This is a genomic window from Faecalicatena contorta, from assembly GCF_022835095.1.
GTDB classification, from domain to species: Bacteria; Bacillota; Clostridia; order Lachnospirales; family Lachnospiraceae; genus Faecalicatena; species Faecalicatena contorta.
This window is the reverse complement of record NZ_BQNQ01000001.1, coordinates 1,643,903-1,658,691: the sequence shown is the minus strand read 5'-3', so window position 1 is coordinate 1,658,691 and position 14,789 is coordinate 1,643,903. Positions and strand designations below refer to the sequence as shown.

Here is a 14,789-nt window from a genome sequence, read left to right as displayed (position 1 = left end):
GCCATTGCTTACTCCTTGTCCGCGGCGTCACGCCGGCCTCTGTCAATCTGGTAAAGACAGGTGAATCCCAGAATTAACACGGCGCCAATTCCCTGAAGCACCCGTATAGGTTCCCGGAAAAACAAAGTTGAGACAAGAATTGCCACAAAGGGATCAAGATAGCTGAGGATGGCCGTCTGCTGCCCCGCTAAATCTTTTATCGATGAAAAATACAGCCAATAGCACAGCCCTGTATAAATCACGCCTACTACCAGTAGATTTCCAATACTTCCGGGGGAAGCAGCCTGGATCCGGAACCCGCCCTGTACCATCAGAATCACAAACAACAAGGACACTGCCCCCAAAAATTGGATGATCGTACGCTCCAGCCCGCTCCCTTCACGGATCCATTTATTCATCAGCACTACAGCAGCATAGAACACGGCGGCTCCCAGGCCAAAACCAATGCCCGCCCGGCTGCCGACTGCCATGCTGTTACCGGCGCTGACCACAAGCACAAGCCCTGCAGTTGCCATTGCGAAACACAAAAGCTGAAACAGCGTCATCCGCTCTTTAAACAAAAGGGGCGACACTATCATCACAATCACTGGGGCAAAATAATAGGCCAGCGTAGCCACCGCAATAGTTGTATGTTCATAAGCCATAAACAGCAGTGCCCAATTTAAGCCAACCGCCATCCCTGATAAAAACAGAAGAACTTTTTGTTTCCTGCTGATATGTATATTATTTTCTCTATAAAAGGCCTTTTTAATGAACCACAATACCACCAGCGCTATACTCCCGCGCCAGAAGGCTATCTCCATGGAACTAAGGGCAATCCCCCGTACAAAAATGGAGATGGTTCCAAAAGCCGTCATAGCCAATGCATTTTTTATCTGCGCTGTCATAGCTCCCCCCATTTTTTAGTGTATTATAATTTATCTTATCATATAAACGCTCCGGCTTCAAACGCTATCATCCATTGTTTCGTTGAAGATATCCATACCTGTATATTTTTTTGCACAAAAAGAACGTCCGCCATTTTGGATCTTCCAAAAGGAGAACGTTCAGCGGCCATTGCATACAGCCTGCCGGCCCGGCTTGATCCTTTAATACCACCTCACAGCAGGTAATTGATTGTTAATTCCCTTGGTCATAAGGATCTGATGCAGGTCAATGATCCCATTATTGAAGGTCGCCGCACAGGAGGACAGATAGAGATCCCACATTCTGACAAATTTTTCATCAAACATCTGCCGCACCTCGTTAATATGTTCCCTGAAGTTGCGCTCCCAGCACAATAGTGTACGGTTATAATGAGGCCGCAGATTCTCCACATCAAGCGTATGGAAGTTATCCTCCGCCACATCTGCAAGCACCTCCCTCAGACTTGGAACCATACCGCCCGGGAAGATATACTTTTTAATCCATGGATCGCCCGGATGCTCCTTCAATGCACTGATAAAATGCAGCAGGAACAGGCCGCCCGGCTCCATCACCTTGTTTACACAGTCTATAAATTCCTGGTAATTGTCACGCCCGACGTGCTCGACCATCCCAACACTCACTACGCGTTCAAACTTCCAGCCTGTTTTGGGCAGATCACGGTAATCCATCAGTTCCACCGTAAGCAGGTCCTCCAGCCCCTCCGCCTGGATACGGAGGTTAAATTCTTTATATTGTTCTTCACTGAGTGTAATCCCTGTCCCATGTACCTTATACTTTTTCGCGGCCTCAATGAGCAGAAATCCCCAGCCGCAGCCAATGTCCAGCAGAGTCATCCCTTCCTTAAGGTAAAGTTTTTCTAAAATGTGATCCACCTTGTTGACTTGCGCCTGGTAAAGCGTATCGTCTTCATGCACAAAATACCCGCAGGAATAGCTTAATGTCTCATCCAGCCAAAGCTTGTAAAAGTCGTTGCCGATATCATAATGGCTGCGCACTTCCTTCTCCTGGTTTTTCTTTGCAGAGGACGAGAAAATTAGCTTTTTAAGTGCTTTTTTGTCCGTTGAGAATTTGCCCATCTGCCCCAGAAAATGATTCAACGCCTCATACAGGTCGCCTTCAACCTCCAGATCCCCGTTCATGTATGCCTCTCCAAGAGCAAGCGATGTGCTTGTCATCAGTTCCGTCAATGGAATCATCTTATGGATTATTACCGTGAAAGTGGGTTCCCCTTCTCCGATTAAGTATTCTTTGTTGTCCATCTTCACAAGAAATGGATGTTCATCAAACTTTTTTAAAAACGATACTAAAACATTCTCTTCGAGCATCTGTCTGCCTCCCAGCTTAATAATGATGTAGTTAAGGATGGCTGTTTGGTACTCTTTTGCCATCTTAGTGATAAAATTCAACAGCACTGCTGCCACTAAGCATAGCACCAATAAAAATAAAAGAGAAGTACACCATGTCCGTTTTGTCCCTGCCTACTTAACGGAGTATTGCCATTTGACCGCCCGCTGATGCAGTCAGGCACCGCATTTTTCTTCCCTGGAAAACATTTTCCTGACCGCTTGCGTATAACCTTCCCGGTCTTTTATAAAGCTCATGCAGTGCTTTGCCCCGTCCACCAGCAACAGCTTCTTATCTGCCGTACAGGCCTCGTAATTGCGAAGCGTCATCTCACAGGGCACAAATGTGTCCGCCCTGCCGTGGATAAAAAGAACCGGCACGCTGCAGTGTTTCATCGCCTCAAGCGTACTATATTCCTTCAGATCATAACCGGCGCGCTTCCTGCACAGCCAGTTCAGCTGATCCATAACCGGATGTTCCCGCAGTTTAAAGTTCGTTCGTCCAAAACGGTATACCATCTCATAAGGGGAGGTAAATCCGCAGTCGGCAATTACCCCTTTTATCTCTGCCGGCAGCTTCTCCCCTGCCGCCATCAGCACGGTTGCCGCACCCATGGATACGCCGTAAAGATAGACCGGAAGGCGGTTGGTATTCCTTTCTGCCAGCCAATTTAACCATATCCGGCAGTCCCTGCGTTCCAACAGCCCGAATCCCATATATTTTCCTTCACTTTCCCCCTGCGCCCTCTGCTCTACGAGCAGAAGGCTGCTGTTTTCTTTGTAAAGCCATTTCAGGCATGCCCCAAAATCATGCCGCCAGGATCCACGCCAGCCATGGAACATCACAACAACCCGTTCCGCCTGCTCTGCCTCTAGATAATATCCGTTTAGTCTCAGCCCGTCTTCGCTTTTTATGTGCACACTTTCACAGTGCATCCCCTCGATCCATTGGATTCCCTCACTGCGTTCTTTAAGTTCTTCCGCCTCTTCCTGTACTGTCCTCTTGCGCAGTTTTTTCCTTTTGTCTCTCTTTTTTCGGAAAAAGACACAGGAGCGCCCCACCGCCATACTGAAAAATGTACCAACTGCCACACAATCCAAAGCGCACATGATACCTGCAGCCAGAAAGATTCTTTTCCATACTCGTTTCATTCTATATATCGCCGCTCTTCATAATTTATTTTATAACTGTTTACAATTCATTCAAAAATGCATCACAATTTTTCCACAAGTAAAAGGTATACTATAATTGTTCAAAAGAAAAGAACACTTTTTCATAAACTTTTTCCCCCTTGAGTCACAGTTACTGTGACTCTTTCCTTTTATTCCGGAGCCTTTTCCGGATCTGCCAGTTCCGGACGAACCTCCTTCATTCCGGAATCGTATTGAACGAATGTACTTTTTCCATTCATTTTTGCCGTGAACAGCGCAGTATCCGCTTTCCTGTACAGCTCGTCAAATGTATTTCCCTGCCGCGGAATCATCGCATACCCAGCCGATATCGAAAACTTAATTGCCTTTTTTCCTGTATGGTAAGTAACCTCCATATCGGAAAGGATCTGCCTCAGTTTCTCATTCACTGCTTCTTCCCTGATATTCCTGCATAGAACAAGGAATTCATCTCCGCCCATACGGCATACAATATCATTCTCCCTGAAATAGCTGTTCAGCTTCTCCGCATTTTTACGGATCATGGAATCCCCGTACGCATGCCCAAATACATCATTTGCCGTCTTAAAATTATCCATATCAAACATAATCACTGCCGACTCCTCATCCGGATATTCTTTCATATAATCCTCTATCTTCTTCTTGGCAGTACAGCGGTTATACAGGCCTGTCATAGCATCCGTCTCGGCCATCCTGGCCAGCTGAAGCTCCTGCTTCTTCTGCGCGTCAATATCTGTCACAAAAATATAGGCATAGACCTCACCGTTTTCCTCAGACCGGGTATAGTGCATGAGCATCCGCATCCAGCTCGATGTCCCCTTGTACATCCGCTGATAATCCAGGCTTTCCATAACCTTGCCGTTTTGATACGCCTGATACATTCTTTCTGTATCCGTAAATGTCCGGAACAGATCCCGATAACGAGGCAGAATCAGTTCGCTGCACATGTAATCCGATGCACCTTCTAACAGCATAATCTGGCTGCATCCAGTCTCGCCCACCCAGCTGTCAAGACTTTCGCCGCACACGCTTTTCCTTGTGAGGCAGACTTTAAAATCATACAGCGCCTGACTGCGGAATATCTCCAGTGTTTTCATATTTTCCGTTATGATCTGCTCCCGCCGTCTCTGTTCCGTAACGTCTGAAACGGCTCCATAATAGATTCTGCCGTCCTCCTGTGCCTTCAGAAAAAAGGCATGCAGCTGTATCCAGATGACAGAACCATCGGCCAGGATATGACGGATCTGTCCGCTGCCGCCGTTCAGCCTGTTTTTATCCGCCCGTTGAAAGATGTCCAGAAGTTCTTTCCGGTCCGCCTCATATATTCCGCTCTGGAACTGCAGACGCTGCGCTTCCAGATCAATCGGACTGCTTCCAGTAACCTTATAATAATGTTCATTTACCTGCAGCAATTCTACATGGCCGCCGGACACTTTATAAATCCCGATCCCGCCCAGTATATTATGGATCATTGTCTCACTGAATATGTCCGCATTCAGAAGCTCCTTAATACGGAGGCTTTTTACATCCCTGGCCTTAATCCCTCTGAAATCAAAGTTTTCCGGAGTCTCCAGCAATCTTTCATAACTCTCAATGGTAAGCGGCTGAAAAAAATAATATCCCTGTCCGTACAGGCACCCCATTTCCAGGAGCACCTTAACCTGTTCTCCGGTTTCCACACCCTCTGCTATAATACGCAGTCCCATGAGCGTTGCCATCCTGATAATGGCCTCGAGTATTCCCAGCCCCTTATCCGCACTCTTTTCATCCATATCCAAAAACTTCATATCAATTTTCAGGATATCGACATTAATATCTTTCAGCATATTCAGTGAAGAATAGCCGCTTCCGAAGTCATCCATCAGAACCGTAAATCCTGCGCTGCGCAGCTGCTCTGCCACACCTGTAATCTTCTGGTATTCCTCCGCATAAGCACTCTCGGTAATCTCGATCTCCAGAAGATTTGCCGGAAGGCAGTACTCCTCTGCCATATTTTTTAGGCACTCCACCACGTCCAGCGTGTAAATATCCACCCTGGATACATTTATTGAAATCGGAAGAAGCGTCTTCCCCTCATTCAGCCATTTTCTAAGATATCTGCAGACCTCTTTCCAGATATACAGATCCAATTTGGCAATAAATCCGCTTTGTTCCAAAAGCGGTATAAACGCCCCCGGCGTGACCAGCCCCCGTTCCGGATGCTGCCATCTTACCAGGGACTCCACTCCCACAATGCGGCCTGTACCCATATTGCATTTTGGCTGCAGATAGAATGTGAATTCTCCGTTCTCCAGTCCTCTCTGCACCTCCGAAAGCATCAAATGTTTCTCTTCCATTCTCTGCATCATAACTGCATCATACCGGCACATTCGGTTTGCATAATTTCCCTTTACCATAGACATCGCAATCGCAGCCCTGTCATATATCATGCTGGCGGGCACGGATTTGTCCGTGATCTCATACACGCCAAAGGCCGGCAGAAACCCGGCATTCCCTCTGTACTGTCTGACAAATCTCAGAATGCGGTTCTGCATGCAGTCCAGATTTGCCTCAACACAGGGAATCAGAAGACAAAAATCATCCTCCCCAAAATAACCGGCCAGCCCGCCGTATTCATTTCTGATCTCTCTCAGACACTTTGCGAAATTTACCAGAAATTCATCCCCCGCCTTTTTCCCATACCACTCATTAAACAGCTTAAAATGTTCAATATCCACGGCCGCAAGGCAATACCTTTCCTCCCCCGCGTCCCGCAGAAAGGCCTCCATTGCCTGAAAGAATTCTCCTTTTTTATAGAGTCCGGTGAGAGAATGAATACCTTCTGCGCCAGCTCCTCCTGCGTTTGCCGCCGGCACTTGATGTTCCGGAATATTTCTGGAAATAATAATGCTGCATGCTCCTTTCCCGGGCCAATCGATCTTCCCGGTATTCAGTTCCACCCAGCACTTTAATTTTTCATTATACATCTCCACCGTGGAAGCATTCCACTCTGCAAGCGGGCATTTCCGGCACGGAGAGCTATTCCCGCAGAGCACCTCGTAACAAGTATCCCCGGAATGCATTTCCGGGTACACGTCCTGCAGCACATCATTAAAATGAACTATGTGATATGTTTCATCGATTATATAGACTAAATTGTCGGTACTGCTCATCATATCATTCATATCTGCCCTCCTGAGCCTGAATTAATTATATTGCCGTGTCCTCCTGAAATATGCTATAATCTTCTGCAGAACGGATCCCCGTTACCTATAGCATTAAGAAAGGTATGTGACGCTTATGATCGATAAAAAGCTAATCCCCGTAGGAGGACTTAAAAGGGAGCCCTTTTCCGGATCCCATGGCGGAATGCGCTATATATTCAGGGTAGATGACAGCAAAGAGACATTTACAGTTACCGTTTACCCGGAACCCTGGTCTTTTGAAAAAACCCCCGAAGAAAAGAAAGAGCATGAATCCTTTCCCATGTCAGACGAGGGCATGGACTCGGCCATAGAATGGCTGTACCATATGTATGACCAGAAAAAAGAGCTTTGGCAGGAATCCTCCAAAAATGCCATGCACATTGTCCATAAAGGAACCGTCTGATGTCCCTGCTCCATCTGACGGTCCATGAAAGGTTTATTTTCCCAGGAGCTTACCGCCCTTTTTCGATCCCTGCCACCAATTTTTTCGTTTTCGGAAGCCAGAATTGAACCAGCGGCCCCGTTAGGCAAACAGCCACAATTGTACCGATACCGACTGTTCCTCCGAGGAAAAATCCCAGCACAACAAAGAATAAGTCGCATCCAACTCTGACCCATCTGAACTCTATTTTTTCCAATTTATCCGATAATATGATGGCAACCAGATCATTCGGCCCAGTTCCCGCATTACTGTTGATTACAATTGACATTCCTGCAGACAAAATTACACATCCCGCCAGCATACTGAAGATCCTAAGAATCAAGGAAGCACTTCCGTTAATATATCCCTGAAACAGCCACGTAAACAAATCAATAATAGGGCCGCCGCAGAACGCACACACTACGGTTCCCGGTTTTATGTACCCCTTTGTGGTCAACAGCATCATAACCATCAAAATGCAAAGTATAATCACGTGTACCGTCCCCACAGTCAAATGCACCGTCCTCGCAAGCCCCTGTATGAAGACCGTAAATGTATCTGTTCCCAGCTCAGACAACAGAAAAAGAGTGACCCCCAAATGCGCCACGATCAATCCTCCCAACAGGACTGCCAGCGCCCTCACCCAATCTTTTGCGCTCCGTTTTGAAGTATCAGAAGCAAACTTTTCTTTTTTCATTTCATTTTTCTCCATAACCAATCCCCCAGAATCTTCTTTCAAGATAACTATAGAATTATTATATCCTGACAGCCCTTAATATTCAATTGAAAATAGAACCGCAAAGCCATAGAAACTGGCCTGGGCGAAGGAGCCTGCTGCCTCAGCTTCAACGTTACCGCATGCCGATACGGTAAATGCACGATCCGATATGCACCCTCTTCTATTATACAGTTTATGAATATCTTATATTTAATTAATAAAATTTTCCAAATGTTGTCACAATGCATTCACAATTACCTGATATTCTATAAACATGAAAAACAGAAGACAATGGCTGCACTTGCAGCACTGCATCTGCGGCCATTGGACTTCGCCTAATAAAACAATTCAAAACAACAGATAGATTTTCCCTTTTCTCAGAGCTGCTGCACATACAAACTGCAACAGCTCTTTCCTTTTATCATTCCCCATTCCGTCAGATCAGCCTTCCCCCGTTCCGTCTTCAACCGTATAGCGTCCCCTCTGTTACACTTCCACCCATATCCTCACCTCCGCCAGGATGTACCCAGCCTGCCTGTGACGGTTTATGCTGCACCGGAGGGGATCTCTGTGAGTGCTTTGGGATGCCTCTAAGTGTGCCGTGTTTTCGTAAGGATAAAATTGAAAAATCTGATGGACAGGCTTTGCCTTACCAGGCAAAGTCTGAGGCGACTAAGGCCTCAAATCATCAGATTTGAGGCTGCATGTCGCTGGTTCCATCAGATTTTCCAATTTTATCCTTACGAAAACGAGTACTGCGTTGCGCAAATAACTGTGATATAGTACTCGTTATTTGCGCAACACAGTACTAGGCTGAACGGCCGGTATCCCAAAGCACCCACAGAGATCCCCTCCGGTGCAATATAAACCGTCACAGGCAGGCGCCCCCTACCGAATATACCCATTCTGGTAAGCCAATGTTCTGTTTACGCTGTATAGTTCCGCCATTGTTCCCTGATAATAAGGTTCTACATAGAATATCCCAACTATTCCAAATGTTATATATTCAAGTATCCTCCATCCCAGGAAGGATAAATCAAGAACGAATACTTCCCATTTCTGTCCCATCATCATCTTCTTACTGATCAGAAATGCTTCCTCTCTCCCCATTCCAGGATTCTCGGCCAGAATATACGGCACCATGAGGTATTCGTAATGCTTGATGATTCCCGGCACGACAAACAGCAAAGTCCATAAAAAGGTAAACAAATCACGCAGGAACATGACCAGGACTATGTTGCCATAATGACCGGTTTTGAACCCGTATCCAAGATATCCTACTGTCGGCATCTCTGTCTGGTTAAGTACAAAATAACGGCAGCCGCCGACGATTAGTACATTACCGACGAAAATGGCCAGCAGCAGTAAACCTATGCCCAATATTGCAGCGATTCCTGCAAGCGCAGCCCAAATCAGGGAATACTCTGAAAAATAACCCCACCCACTATAATTTCCACGGAATCCCCTGGAACCATGAGAACTTGTGGCGCTGAAAACCGCTGCTACAACGGACATCACCAGTGCAACAACAACCGAAGCCCAGTAATTTCTCAGGAATGCCTCCCGTCCTCTCATCTTTAAATCATATCTCGTCCACATAATCTCAACCTCCTGTATAATCAGCTTTTTCACAAGCCTTGTTTATTATACTCCAATTGACTGTGGAAATCTACCGAATCGATCATTATTAACTTAAAATTAAAAATTGGGAGGGGATGTACTAGGTGTAGATAACGGTTCATCTGCCAGACCTATTTTAGTGATACATCAAGACAGATTCTATCCTGATGTCTTTGACGGCGGCCATCAGGCTTCGGGCTTATACTCTGGAAAATATTCTTCAAAGGCCTTCCGTGTCTGTTCATTTACTTTCTTTTCCATATTTCGATACCTTATGATTAAGGAATCTCCATTTTCTGTCAGTTCGCATTTTCCTCCCATACTGCCGCCATGCCTGCGCAGTAAAAGCTCGTATCCCAGTTCTTTTTCCGCCCGGTTCATGATCTTCCAGCCTTTGCTGTAGGACATTCCCATGGCGGCGCATGCTTCTTTCATGGAACCTGTCTGCCTGAGGTATTCCAGTAACGTTATCAGACCCGGACCAAATACCAGATCTTCGTTGTAGACTTTCAGTTTTATAACCGGATGAAACATAGCAGCACCTTCTCTCTTTTCCTTTTTCTTTTTTTTCTTCCGGAGGCAGCGCTTATCTCCGGCCGTATTTACCAAACACGTAGGTTACATAATTCATTCCTGTTACTACAAAGAACGAGATTACAACCAGAATCAGTACATACTGATATGCCCCATGCATGTCCCCTGCCGCCACATTGGAGTAGACCGCAAGGGGAAGGGTGCGCGTTTTTCCTGCAATGTTGCCAGCAATCATGGCCGTGGCCCCGAACTCTCCCAGCCCTCTTGCGAAGGCCAGAATCCCACCGGATAAGATACCTGAAAGAGCGTTTGGGATCAGAATCCTCCAAAAAATACTCCACTCCGACATTCCCAGCGTCCTTCCCGCGTAGAGCAGATTAAAATCCACTTGTTCGAAGGCCCCGCGCGCAGAGCGGTACATCAAAGGAAATGATATGACCACTGCCGCCAGGACGGTTGCCCACCAGGAAAATGCAATTTTTACTCCGAAAAAATCCAGGAGCAGTTTACCGACCGGACGCTTAATCCCGAAAATATACAACAGGAAAAAGCCGGCCACAGTGGGGGGGAGCACAAGTGGCAGGGTCAGGATTCCGTCACAAACCATTTTGATCCTTTCATGCTTCATGTTTACAACCCAGTATGCGACTGCAATCCCTGCAAAAAAGGTAATCACAATCGCCGTCATTGCTGTTTTCATCGATATCAGTATCGGTGATAAATCCATCCTGAGCCCTCCGCTTTCATTTTCTTATATTATTTATTCTGTATAAATCCATATTTTTCAAATACTGCAATTGCTTTGTCACTCTGCAGGAAATCCACGAATTTCTCCGCTGCTTCTTTCTGTGCTGTAGCAGACACAACACCTACCGGGTAGACTGCCTTATCTGCAAGGCTGCCTTCCGGCGCCTCTGCTACTACTTTCACTTTATCCGTTGTCGCTGCATCGGTAGCATAAACGATCCCTGCCTCCGCACTTCCCTCAGCAACCCAGTTCAACACTTCTGTTACATTCGTACCAAGACTCGCTTTTGCTGACACTTCCTCCCAGATCCCAAGAGATGTAAGCGCTTCCTGTGAGTACTGCCCTACCGGAACACTTGCCGGGTCGCCAATTGCAATCGATCCGGCTTTCGTAATATCCGTAAATTCCTTCAGATCCAGGACAGAATCTGCAGAGGTAATGAGCACGATTTTATTCTCCAGAAGCTCCACTACGGAATCCTTGTCCACCAGATCTTCGTCCGCCAATGCATTCATCTGCTTCATAGCGGCCGACATAAATACATCAGCCTCGATCCCTTCCTCGATCTGCGTCTGTAATTTCCCCGAACTATCGTATGTCCCCTCTACGGTAATGTTTGGATTCTCCTCCTCAAACATCGGAATCAGTTCGTCCTCATAAGAATACTCCAGACTGGCTGCCGCTGCAACAAGTAATTTTACAGGTTCTTCCGCCCCCTTATCCTCGGCATCCTGTACCTCTGTTTTTGCACCGCCTTTCACGTCAGCCCTTTTCTCCTCCTTGTTAGAAGAACACCCAAATACCAAAACCCCTATCATCACTGCCGTAAGAAACACACTTCCTGCTCTTTTAAACTTTTTCATAGTCTTTCTCCTTTTTTCTATTTTTCTATTAAACCTCATATCAGCCAATATAAAGTCCACTGTACATATTATACAGCAAGTTATTTACAAAAACAACTTGCTTATCCAGGAAGTTTTCGGGTAAGTTTTCATCCGATTTTATACAGATCAATTTATACCGTTCAGCACACTGTTTTAATCCTTTTCCAATCCCCCAGTCTTCTAATCCTTCCCGAAGATATAAAATCCCCGCCAGTCCAATCCCATTCACTGCCCCCGTTCAAGGCCCCCTTAGGAACGAGTCTTTTCCTGCCGGCCGGTTGCACCAGCTCTGTGAAGGGATAGCCGAAAGCCTTCCGGACAGCATCCATGTCCTTTCAAAGACGCTCAAAACGGGGCTTAGTAATTCTTGGTGGGAAACAGCCGTGAAAATGGAGAGAATTTTTGATTCCGAATCAAAAATTCAGCTGACCCAGCGCGAGAAATCATCCGATTTCACGTGATGTGTCAGCTGTGCTCCATTTTCACGGCTGTTTCCCACCTAGAATTTCTTAGGCCCGTGGCCGCATTTTTGAAAGGACATGGATGCTGTCCGGAAGGCTTTCGGCTATCCCTTCACAGAGCGTCCCCATCCGCGCCAAGACGAAATCTCGTCGCCAACCCCCGCTCTACTTTTTCTTAGAGTAAGGAGTCCCCTCCAGCGGCAATACAGTCTGGAATTCCCCATTCCATTTATAATAAGCCCCCGCAACAGCCGGCGCCGTTGGTATGGATGTGATCTCTCCAATTCCAATAGCCCCATACCCCACGTCCACGCCTGGTTTTTCCACGATAAGGGAAACCAGTTCCGGCACCTTATCCGCCTTAAACAGCCCCAGCGTACCAAATCTGGATACCGGATACCCGTCCTTGATCTCATATCTTTCTGTAAGTGCGTATCCCATTCCCATCACAACGCCGCCTTCTATCTGGCCTTCCACGCTGACCGGGTTCACGGCTTTGCCCACATCGTGGGCCGCCACCATTTTCTTGACCGTTCCGTCCTCGTTCAGGACACATACCTGCGTTGCATAACCATAGGCCACATGAGACACCGGATTCGGCACATCGCTGCCCATCTTATCTGTCTTGGCGAGATACTCACCGTAATACTCTTTTCCTTCCAGAGCCTCCAGTGTCTGCCCTGCCAGCTCGTTTCTCAGATCTTCCGACGCCCGCTTCGCAGCCTCCCCGGTAATGAGTGTCTGCCGTGAACCGGAAGTGGTTCCTGAATCGGGGGAATCCGCGGTATTTGGCTGGCAGTACTTGATACAGTCAACCGGCAGGCCGGTCGTCTCGGATACCACCTGTGTCAGAACCGTGCCAAGTCCCTGCCCGATGCAGGACGCACCTGCATGGATCTGTATTTTTCCGTCCTTTACCAGCAGGCGGCAGCGTCCCCAGTCGGGCAGTCCCACTCCTACGCCCGCATTTTTCATGGCACAGGCAATTCCGGCATAGGGTTCACTCTCATAGATGTCTTTTACGGCTTCCAATGTTTCCGCAACACCCGTGGAGCCATCGGCAATCTGTCCGTTCGGCAACACCTGGCCAGGGCGTATGGCATTACGGTAACGGATCTCCCAGGGAGAGATACCAACCATCTCTGCCAGCAGATCCAGGTTCCTCTCAGATCCAAAACAGGTCTGGGTTACTCCGAAGCCTCTGTACGCACCGGCAGGCGGATTATTCGTGTACACTGCCTTTCCGTCTATATCAATTACCTGGAAATTATACGGCCCCGCTGCATGTGTACAGGCACGCTGTAGCACAGGCCCGCCCAGGGAAGCGTAGGCTCCTGTGTCCGATACGACTACAGCCTTCATCGCGGTCAGCATGCCGTTCTCGTCACAGGCTGTTGTGATATCCATCCACATGGGATGGCGTTTTGGATGGATAACAATGCTTTCCTGCCTGGAGAGCTTTACTTTTACGATCCGTTTCGTCAGGTACGCTAGAAGTGCTGCGTGATGCTGGACGCTGACATCCTCTTTTCCGCCAAATCCGCCGCCGACCAGTTTGTTTTCCACAATCACCTTCTCCGGAGGGAGTCCCAGCATGATACAGCATTCGTGCCGGGTATCGTATGTACCCTGGTCTGTAGAATAAATAAATACCCCATCGTCAAACGGCATGGCGACCGCGCACTCCGGCTCCAGAAATGCATGCTCGGTCCATGGTGTTTCGTAATGCTTTGTTACTTTATATTTCGAATTAGCAATGACCTCGTCGGCATTTCCCCGGACCAGATGCTCATGGGCCAGAATATTTCCGGATGCATGAACAAGCGGCGCATCCTCTTTCATGGCGTCAAAGGGACTGAGCACTGGTTCCAGCACTTCGTAATCCACCTTCACAAGGCTCTTAGCCCGTTCAAGTATTTCCGGTGTTTCCGCCGCCACAAGACAGATCGCATCCCCGAGGTAATGCGTGGTTTTCCCGACCGGAATCATGGTATCCCAGTCCTGCTTCAGGTGGCCTACCTTTACCTGCCCCGGAATGTCCTCTGCTGTATAGACTCCGATCACGCCTTCCAGCGCCTGTGCCTCCTCCGCGTGGATCGCCAGTACTTTTGCCCTGGGATATTCGGAACGCACTGCGCTGCCGTAGATCATGCCGTCAAGATAGATATCGTCCGGATATTCCCCGGTTCCCAACACCTTTTCTCTGGCATCAATCCTCTGGATTGCATCGCCTACCAGTGCGATGCCGCTGTTGTCCGCCACAGGAAGATTTTCCCGGAATATTCTGGCGCTGAGAAGGATTCCATCGATAATCTTCTTATATCCTGTGCACCGGCAGATGTTATTGCGGATCGCCGCTATCACCTCCAGGCGGGTCGGATCTGGGTTGACATCGATCAGGCCCTTTGCGCTCATGACCATGCCGGGAATACAGAAGCCGCACTGAACGGCGCCAGCCATGGCAAAAGCATAAGCATACACTTCTTTTTCTCTTTCGCTTAATCCCTCAACTGTTACAATGGATTTGCCCTCCATTTTAGAAATCATGGGAATGCATGCACGCGTTGTCTTTCCGTCTACCAGAACCGTACAGGTGCCGCATGCTCCCTGGCTGCACCCGTCTTTCACGGATGTCAGACGGAGGTCGTCACGCAGAAACCGCATCAGCTTTTTGTCCTGCTCTGCCTGATAATCTTTTCCATTTACATGTACTGTAAACATATAATACCCTCCTTTTCCCGGTAACCGTTCAGGCAAGCCTGAACTGTTACGTTTCCC

At 47.7% G+C, this 14,789-nt stretch carries 11 protein-coding genes; 1 reads left to right on the top strand and 10 read right to left on the bottom strand.

The window, feature by feature from the left end; genetic code table 11:
* Positions 1-8: 8 nt before the first annotated feature.
* The 4 genes from MWG26_RS07285 to MWG26_RS07270 all read right to left on the bottom strand — a co-directional run bounded on the left by MWG26_RS07285 (position 9) and on the right by MWG26_RS07270 (position 6,604).
* The gene (locus MWG26_RS07285; RefSeq protein ID WP_025655361.1) at positions 9-887 is read right to left on the bottom strand and encodes a DMT family transporter; all 879 of its coding nucleotides are present in this window, start codon (positions 885-887) and stop codon (positions 9-11) included.
* Positions 888-1,088: 201 nt separating this feature from the next.
* The gene (locus tag MWG26_RS07280) at positions 1,089-2,252 is read right to left on the bottom strand and encodes an SAM-dependent methyltransferase (RefSeq protein ID WP_025655360.1); all 1,164 of its coding nucleotides are present in this window, start codon (positions 2,250-2,252) and stop codon (positions 1,089-1,091) included.
* A 195-nt stretch (positions 2,253-2,447) separates the two neighbouring features.
* A complete protein-coding gene (locus MWG26_RS07275) occupies positions 2,448-3,422 on the bottom strand; it encodes an alpha/beta hydrolase (protein ID WP_025655359.1) in 975 nt (324 codons plus the stop codon).
* A gap of 170 nt (positions 3,423-3,592) precedes the next feature.
* Positions 3,593-6,604 carry an EAL domain-containing protein gene (locus MWG26_RS07270; protein ID WP_025655358.1) on the bottom strand — a complete coding sequence of 1,004 codons (3,012 nt, stop codon included), beginning with the start codon at positions 6,602-6,604 and terminating at the stop codon, positions 3,593-3,595.
* A 115-nt stretch (positions 6,605-6,719) separates the two neighbouring features.
* On the opposite strand from MWG26_RS07270, the gene MWG26_RS07265 reads away from it, so the two are divergent.
* Entirely contained in the window at positions 6,720-7,028 is a 309-nt protein-coding gene (locus MWG26_RS07265; protein WP_025655357.1) for a hypothetical protein, read from the top strand.
* Positions 7,029-7,077: 49 nt separating this feature from the next.
* Here the strand turns inward: MWG26_RS07265 and MWG26_RS07260 are convergent, their stop codons facing one another.
* The 6 genes from MWG26_RS07260 to xdh all read right to left on the bottom strand — a co-directional run bounded on the left by MWG26_RS07260 (position 7,078) and on the right by xdh (position 14,732).
* The gene (locus MWG26_RS07260) at positions 7,078-7,758 is read right to left on the bottom strand and encodes a YczE/YyaS/YitT family protein (protein WP_025655356.1); all 681 of its coding nucleotides are present in this window, start codon (positions 7,756-7,758) and stop codon (positions 7,078-7,080) included.
* Positions 7,759-8,652: 894 nt separating this feature from the next.
* Positions 8,653-9,363, bottom strand: a complete 711-nt coding sequence (locus MWG26_RS07255) for a DUF975 family protein (protein WP_025655355.1) — start codon at positions 9,361-9,363, stop codon at positions 8,653-8,655.
* A 207-nt stretch (positions 9,364-9,570) separates the two neighbouring features.
* Positions 9,571-9,918 (bottom strand): winged helix-turn-helix domain-containing protein, encoded by a 348-nt coding sequence (locus MWG26_RS07250; protein ID WP_025655354.1) that lies wholly within the window; start codon positions 9,916-9,918, stop codon positions 9,571-9,573.
* A gap of 52 nt (positions 9,919-9,970) precedes the next feature.
* Positions 9,971-10,645 carry a molybdate ABC transporter permease subunit gene (modB, locus tag MWG26_RS07245; RefSeq protein WP_025655353.1) on the bottom strand — a complete coding sequence of 225 codons (675 nt, stop codon included), beginning with the start codon at positions 10,643-10,645 and terminating at the stop codon, positions 9,971-9,973.
* 29 nt (positions 10,646-10,674) lie between these two features.
* On the bottom strand, positions 10,675-11,529 hold the full coding sequence (modA, locus tag MWG26_RS07240) for a molybdate ABC transporter substrate-binding protein (protein WP_025655352.1): 855 nt from the start codon (positions 11,527-11,529) through the stop codon (positions 10,675-10,677).
* Positions 11,530-12,176: 647 nt separating this feature from the next.
* Positions 12,177-14,732 carry a selenium-dependent xanthine dehydrogenase gene (gene xdh, locus MWG26_RS07235; RefSeq protein ID WP_240285657.1) on the bottom strand — a complete coding sequence of 852 codons (2,556 nt, stop codon included), beginning with the start codon at positions 14,730-14,732 and terminating at the stop codon, positions 12,177-12,179.
* Between the last annotated feature and the right edge of the window lie 57 nt (positions 14,733-14,789).

Bases quoted from the DNA above. Each gene is read 5' to 3' on its own strand.
- MWG26_RS07280 (WP_025655360.1), bottom strand. From the start codon at position 2,252: ATGCTCGAAGAGAATGTTTTAGTATCGTTTTTAAAAAAGTTTGATGAA.
- modA (WP_025655352.1), bottom strand. From the start codon at position 11,529: ATGAAAAAGTTTAAAAGAGCAGGAAGTGTGTTTCTTACGGCAGTGATG.
- MWG26_RS07275 (WP_025655359.1), bottom strand. From the start codon at position 3,422: ATGAAACGAGTATGGAAAAGAATCTTTCTGGCTGCAGGTATCATGTGC.
- MWG26_RS07270 (WP_025655358.1), bottom strand. From the start codon at position 6,604: ATGAATGATATGATGAGCAGTACCGACAATTTAGTCTATATAATCGAT.
- xdh (WP_240285657.1), bottom strand. From the start codon at position 14,732: ATGTTTACAGTACATGTAAATGGAAAAGATTATCAGGCAGAGCAGGAC.
- MWG26_RS07250 (WP_025655354.1), bottom strand. From the start codon at position 9,918: ATGTTTCATCCGGTTATAAAACTGAAAGTCTACAACGAAGATCTGGTA.
- MWG26_RS07255 (WP_025655355.1), bottom strand. From the start codon at position 9,363: ATGTGGACGAGATATGATTTAAAGATGAGAGGACGGGAGGCATTCCTG.
- modB (WP_025655353.1), bottom strand. From the start codon at position 10,645: ATGGATTTATCACCGATACTGATATCGATGAAAACAGCAATGACGGCG.
- MWG26_RS07265 (WP_025655357.1), top strand. From the start codon at position 6,720: ATGATCGATAAAAAGCTAATCCCCGTAGGAGGACTTAAAAGGGAGCCC.
- MWG26_RS07285 (WP_025655361.1), bottom strand. From the start codon at position 887: ATGACAGCGCAGATAAAAAATGCATTGGCTATGACGGCTTTTGGAACC.
- MWG26_RS07260 (WP_025655356.1), bottom strand. From the start codon at position 7,758: ATGGAGAAAAATGAAATGAAAAAAGAAAAGTTTGCTTCTGATACTTCA.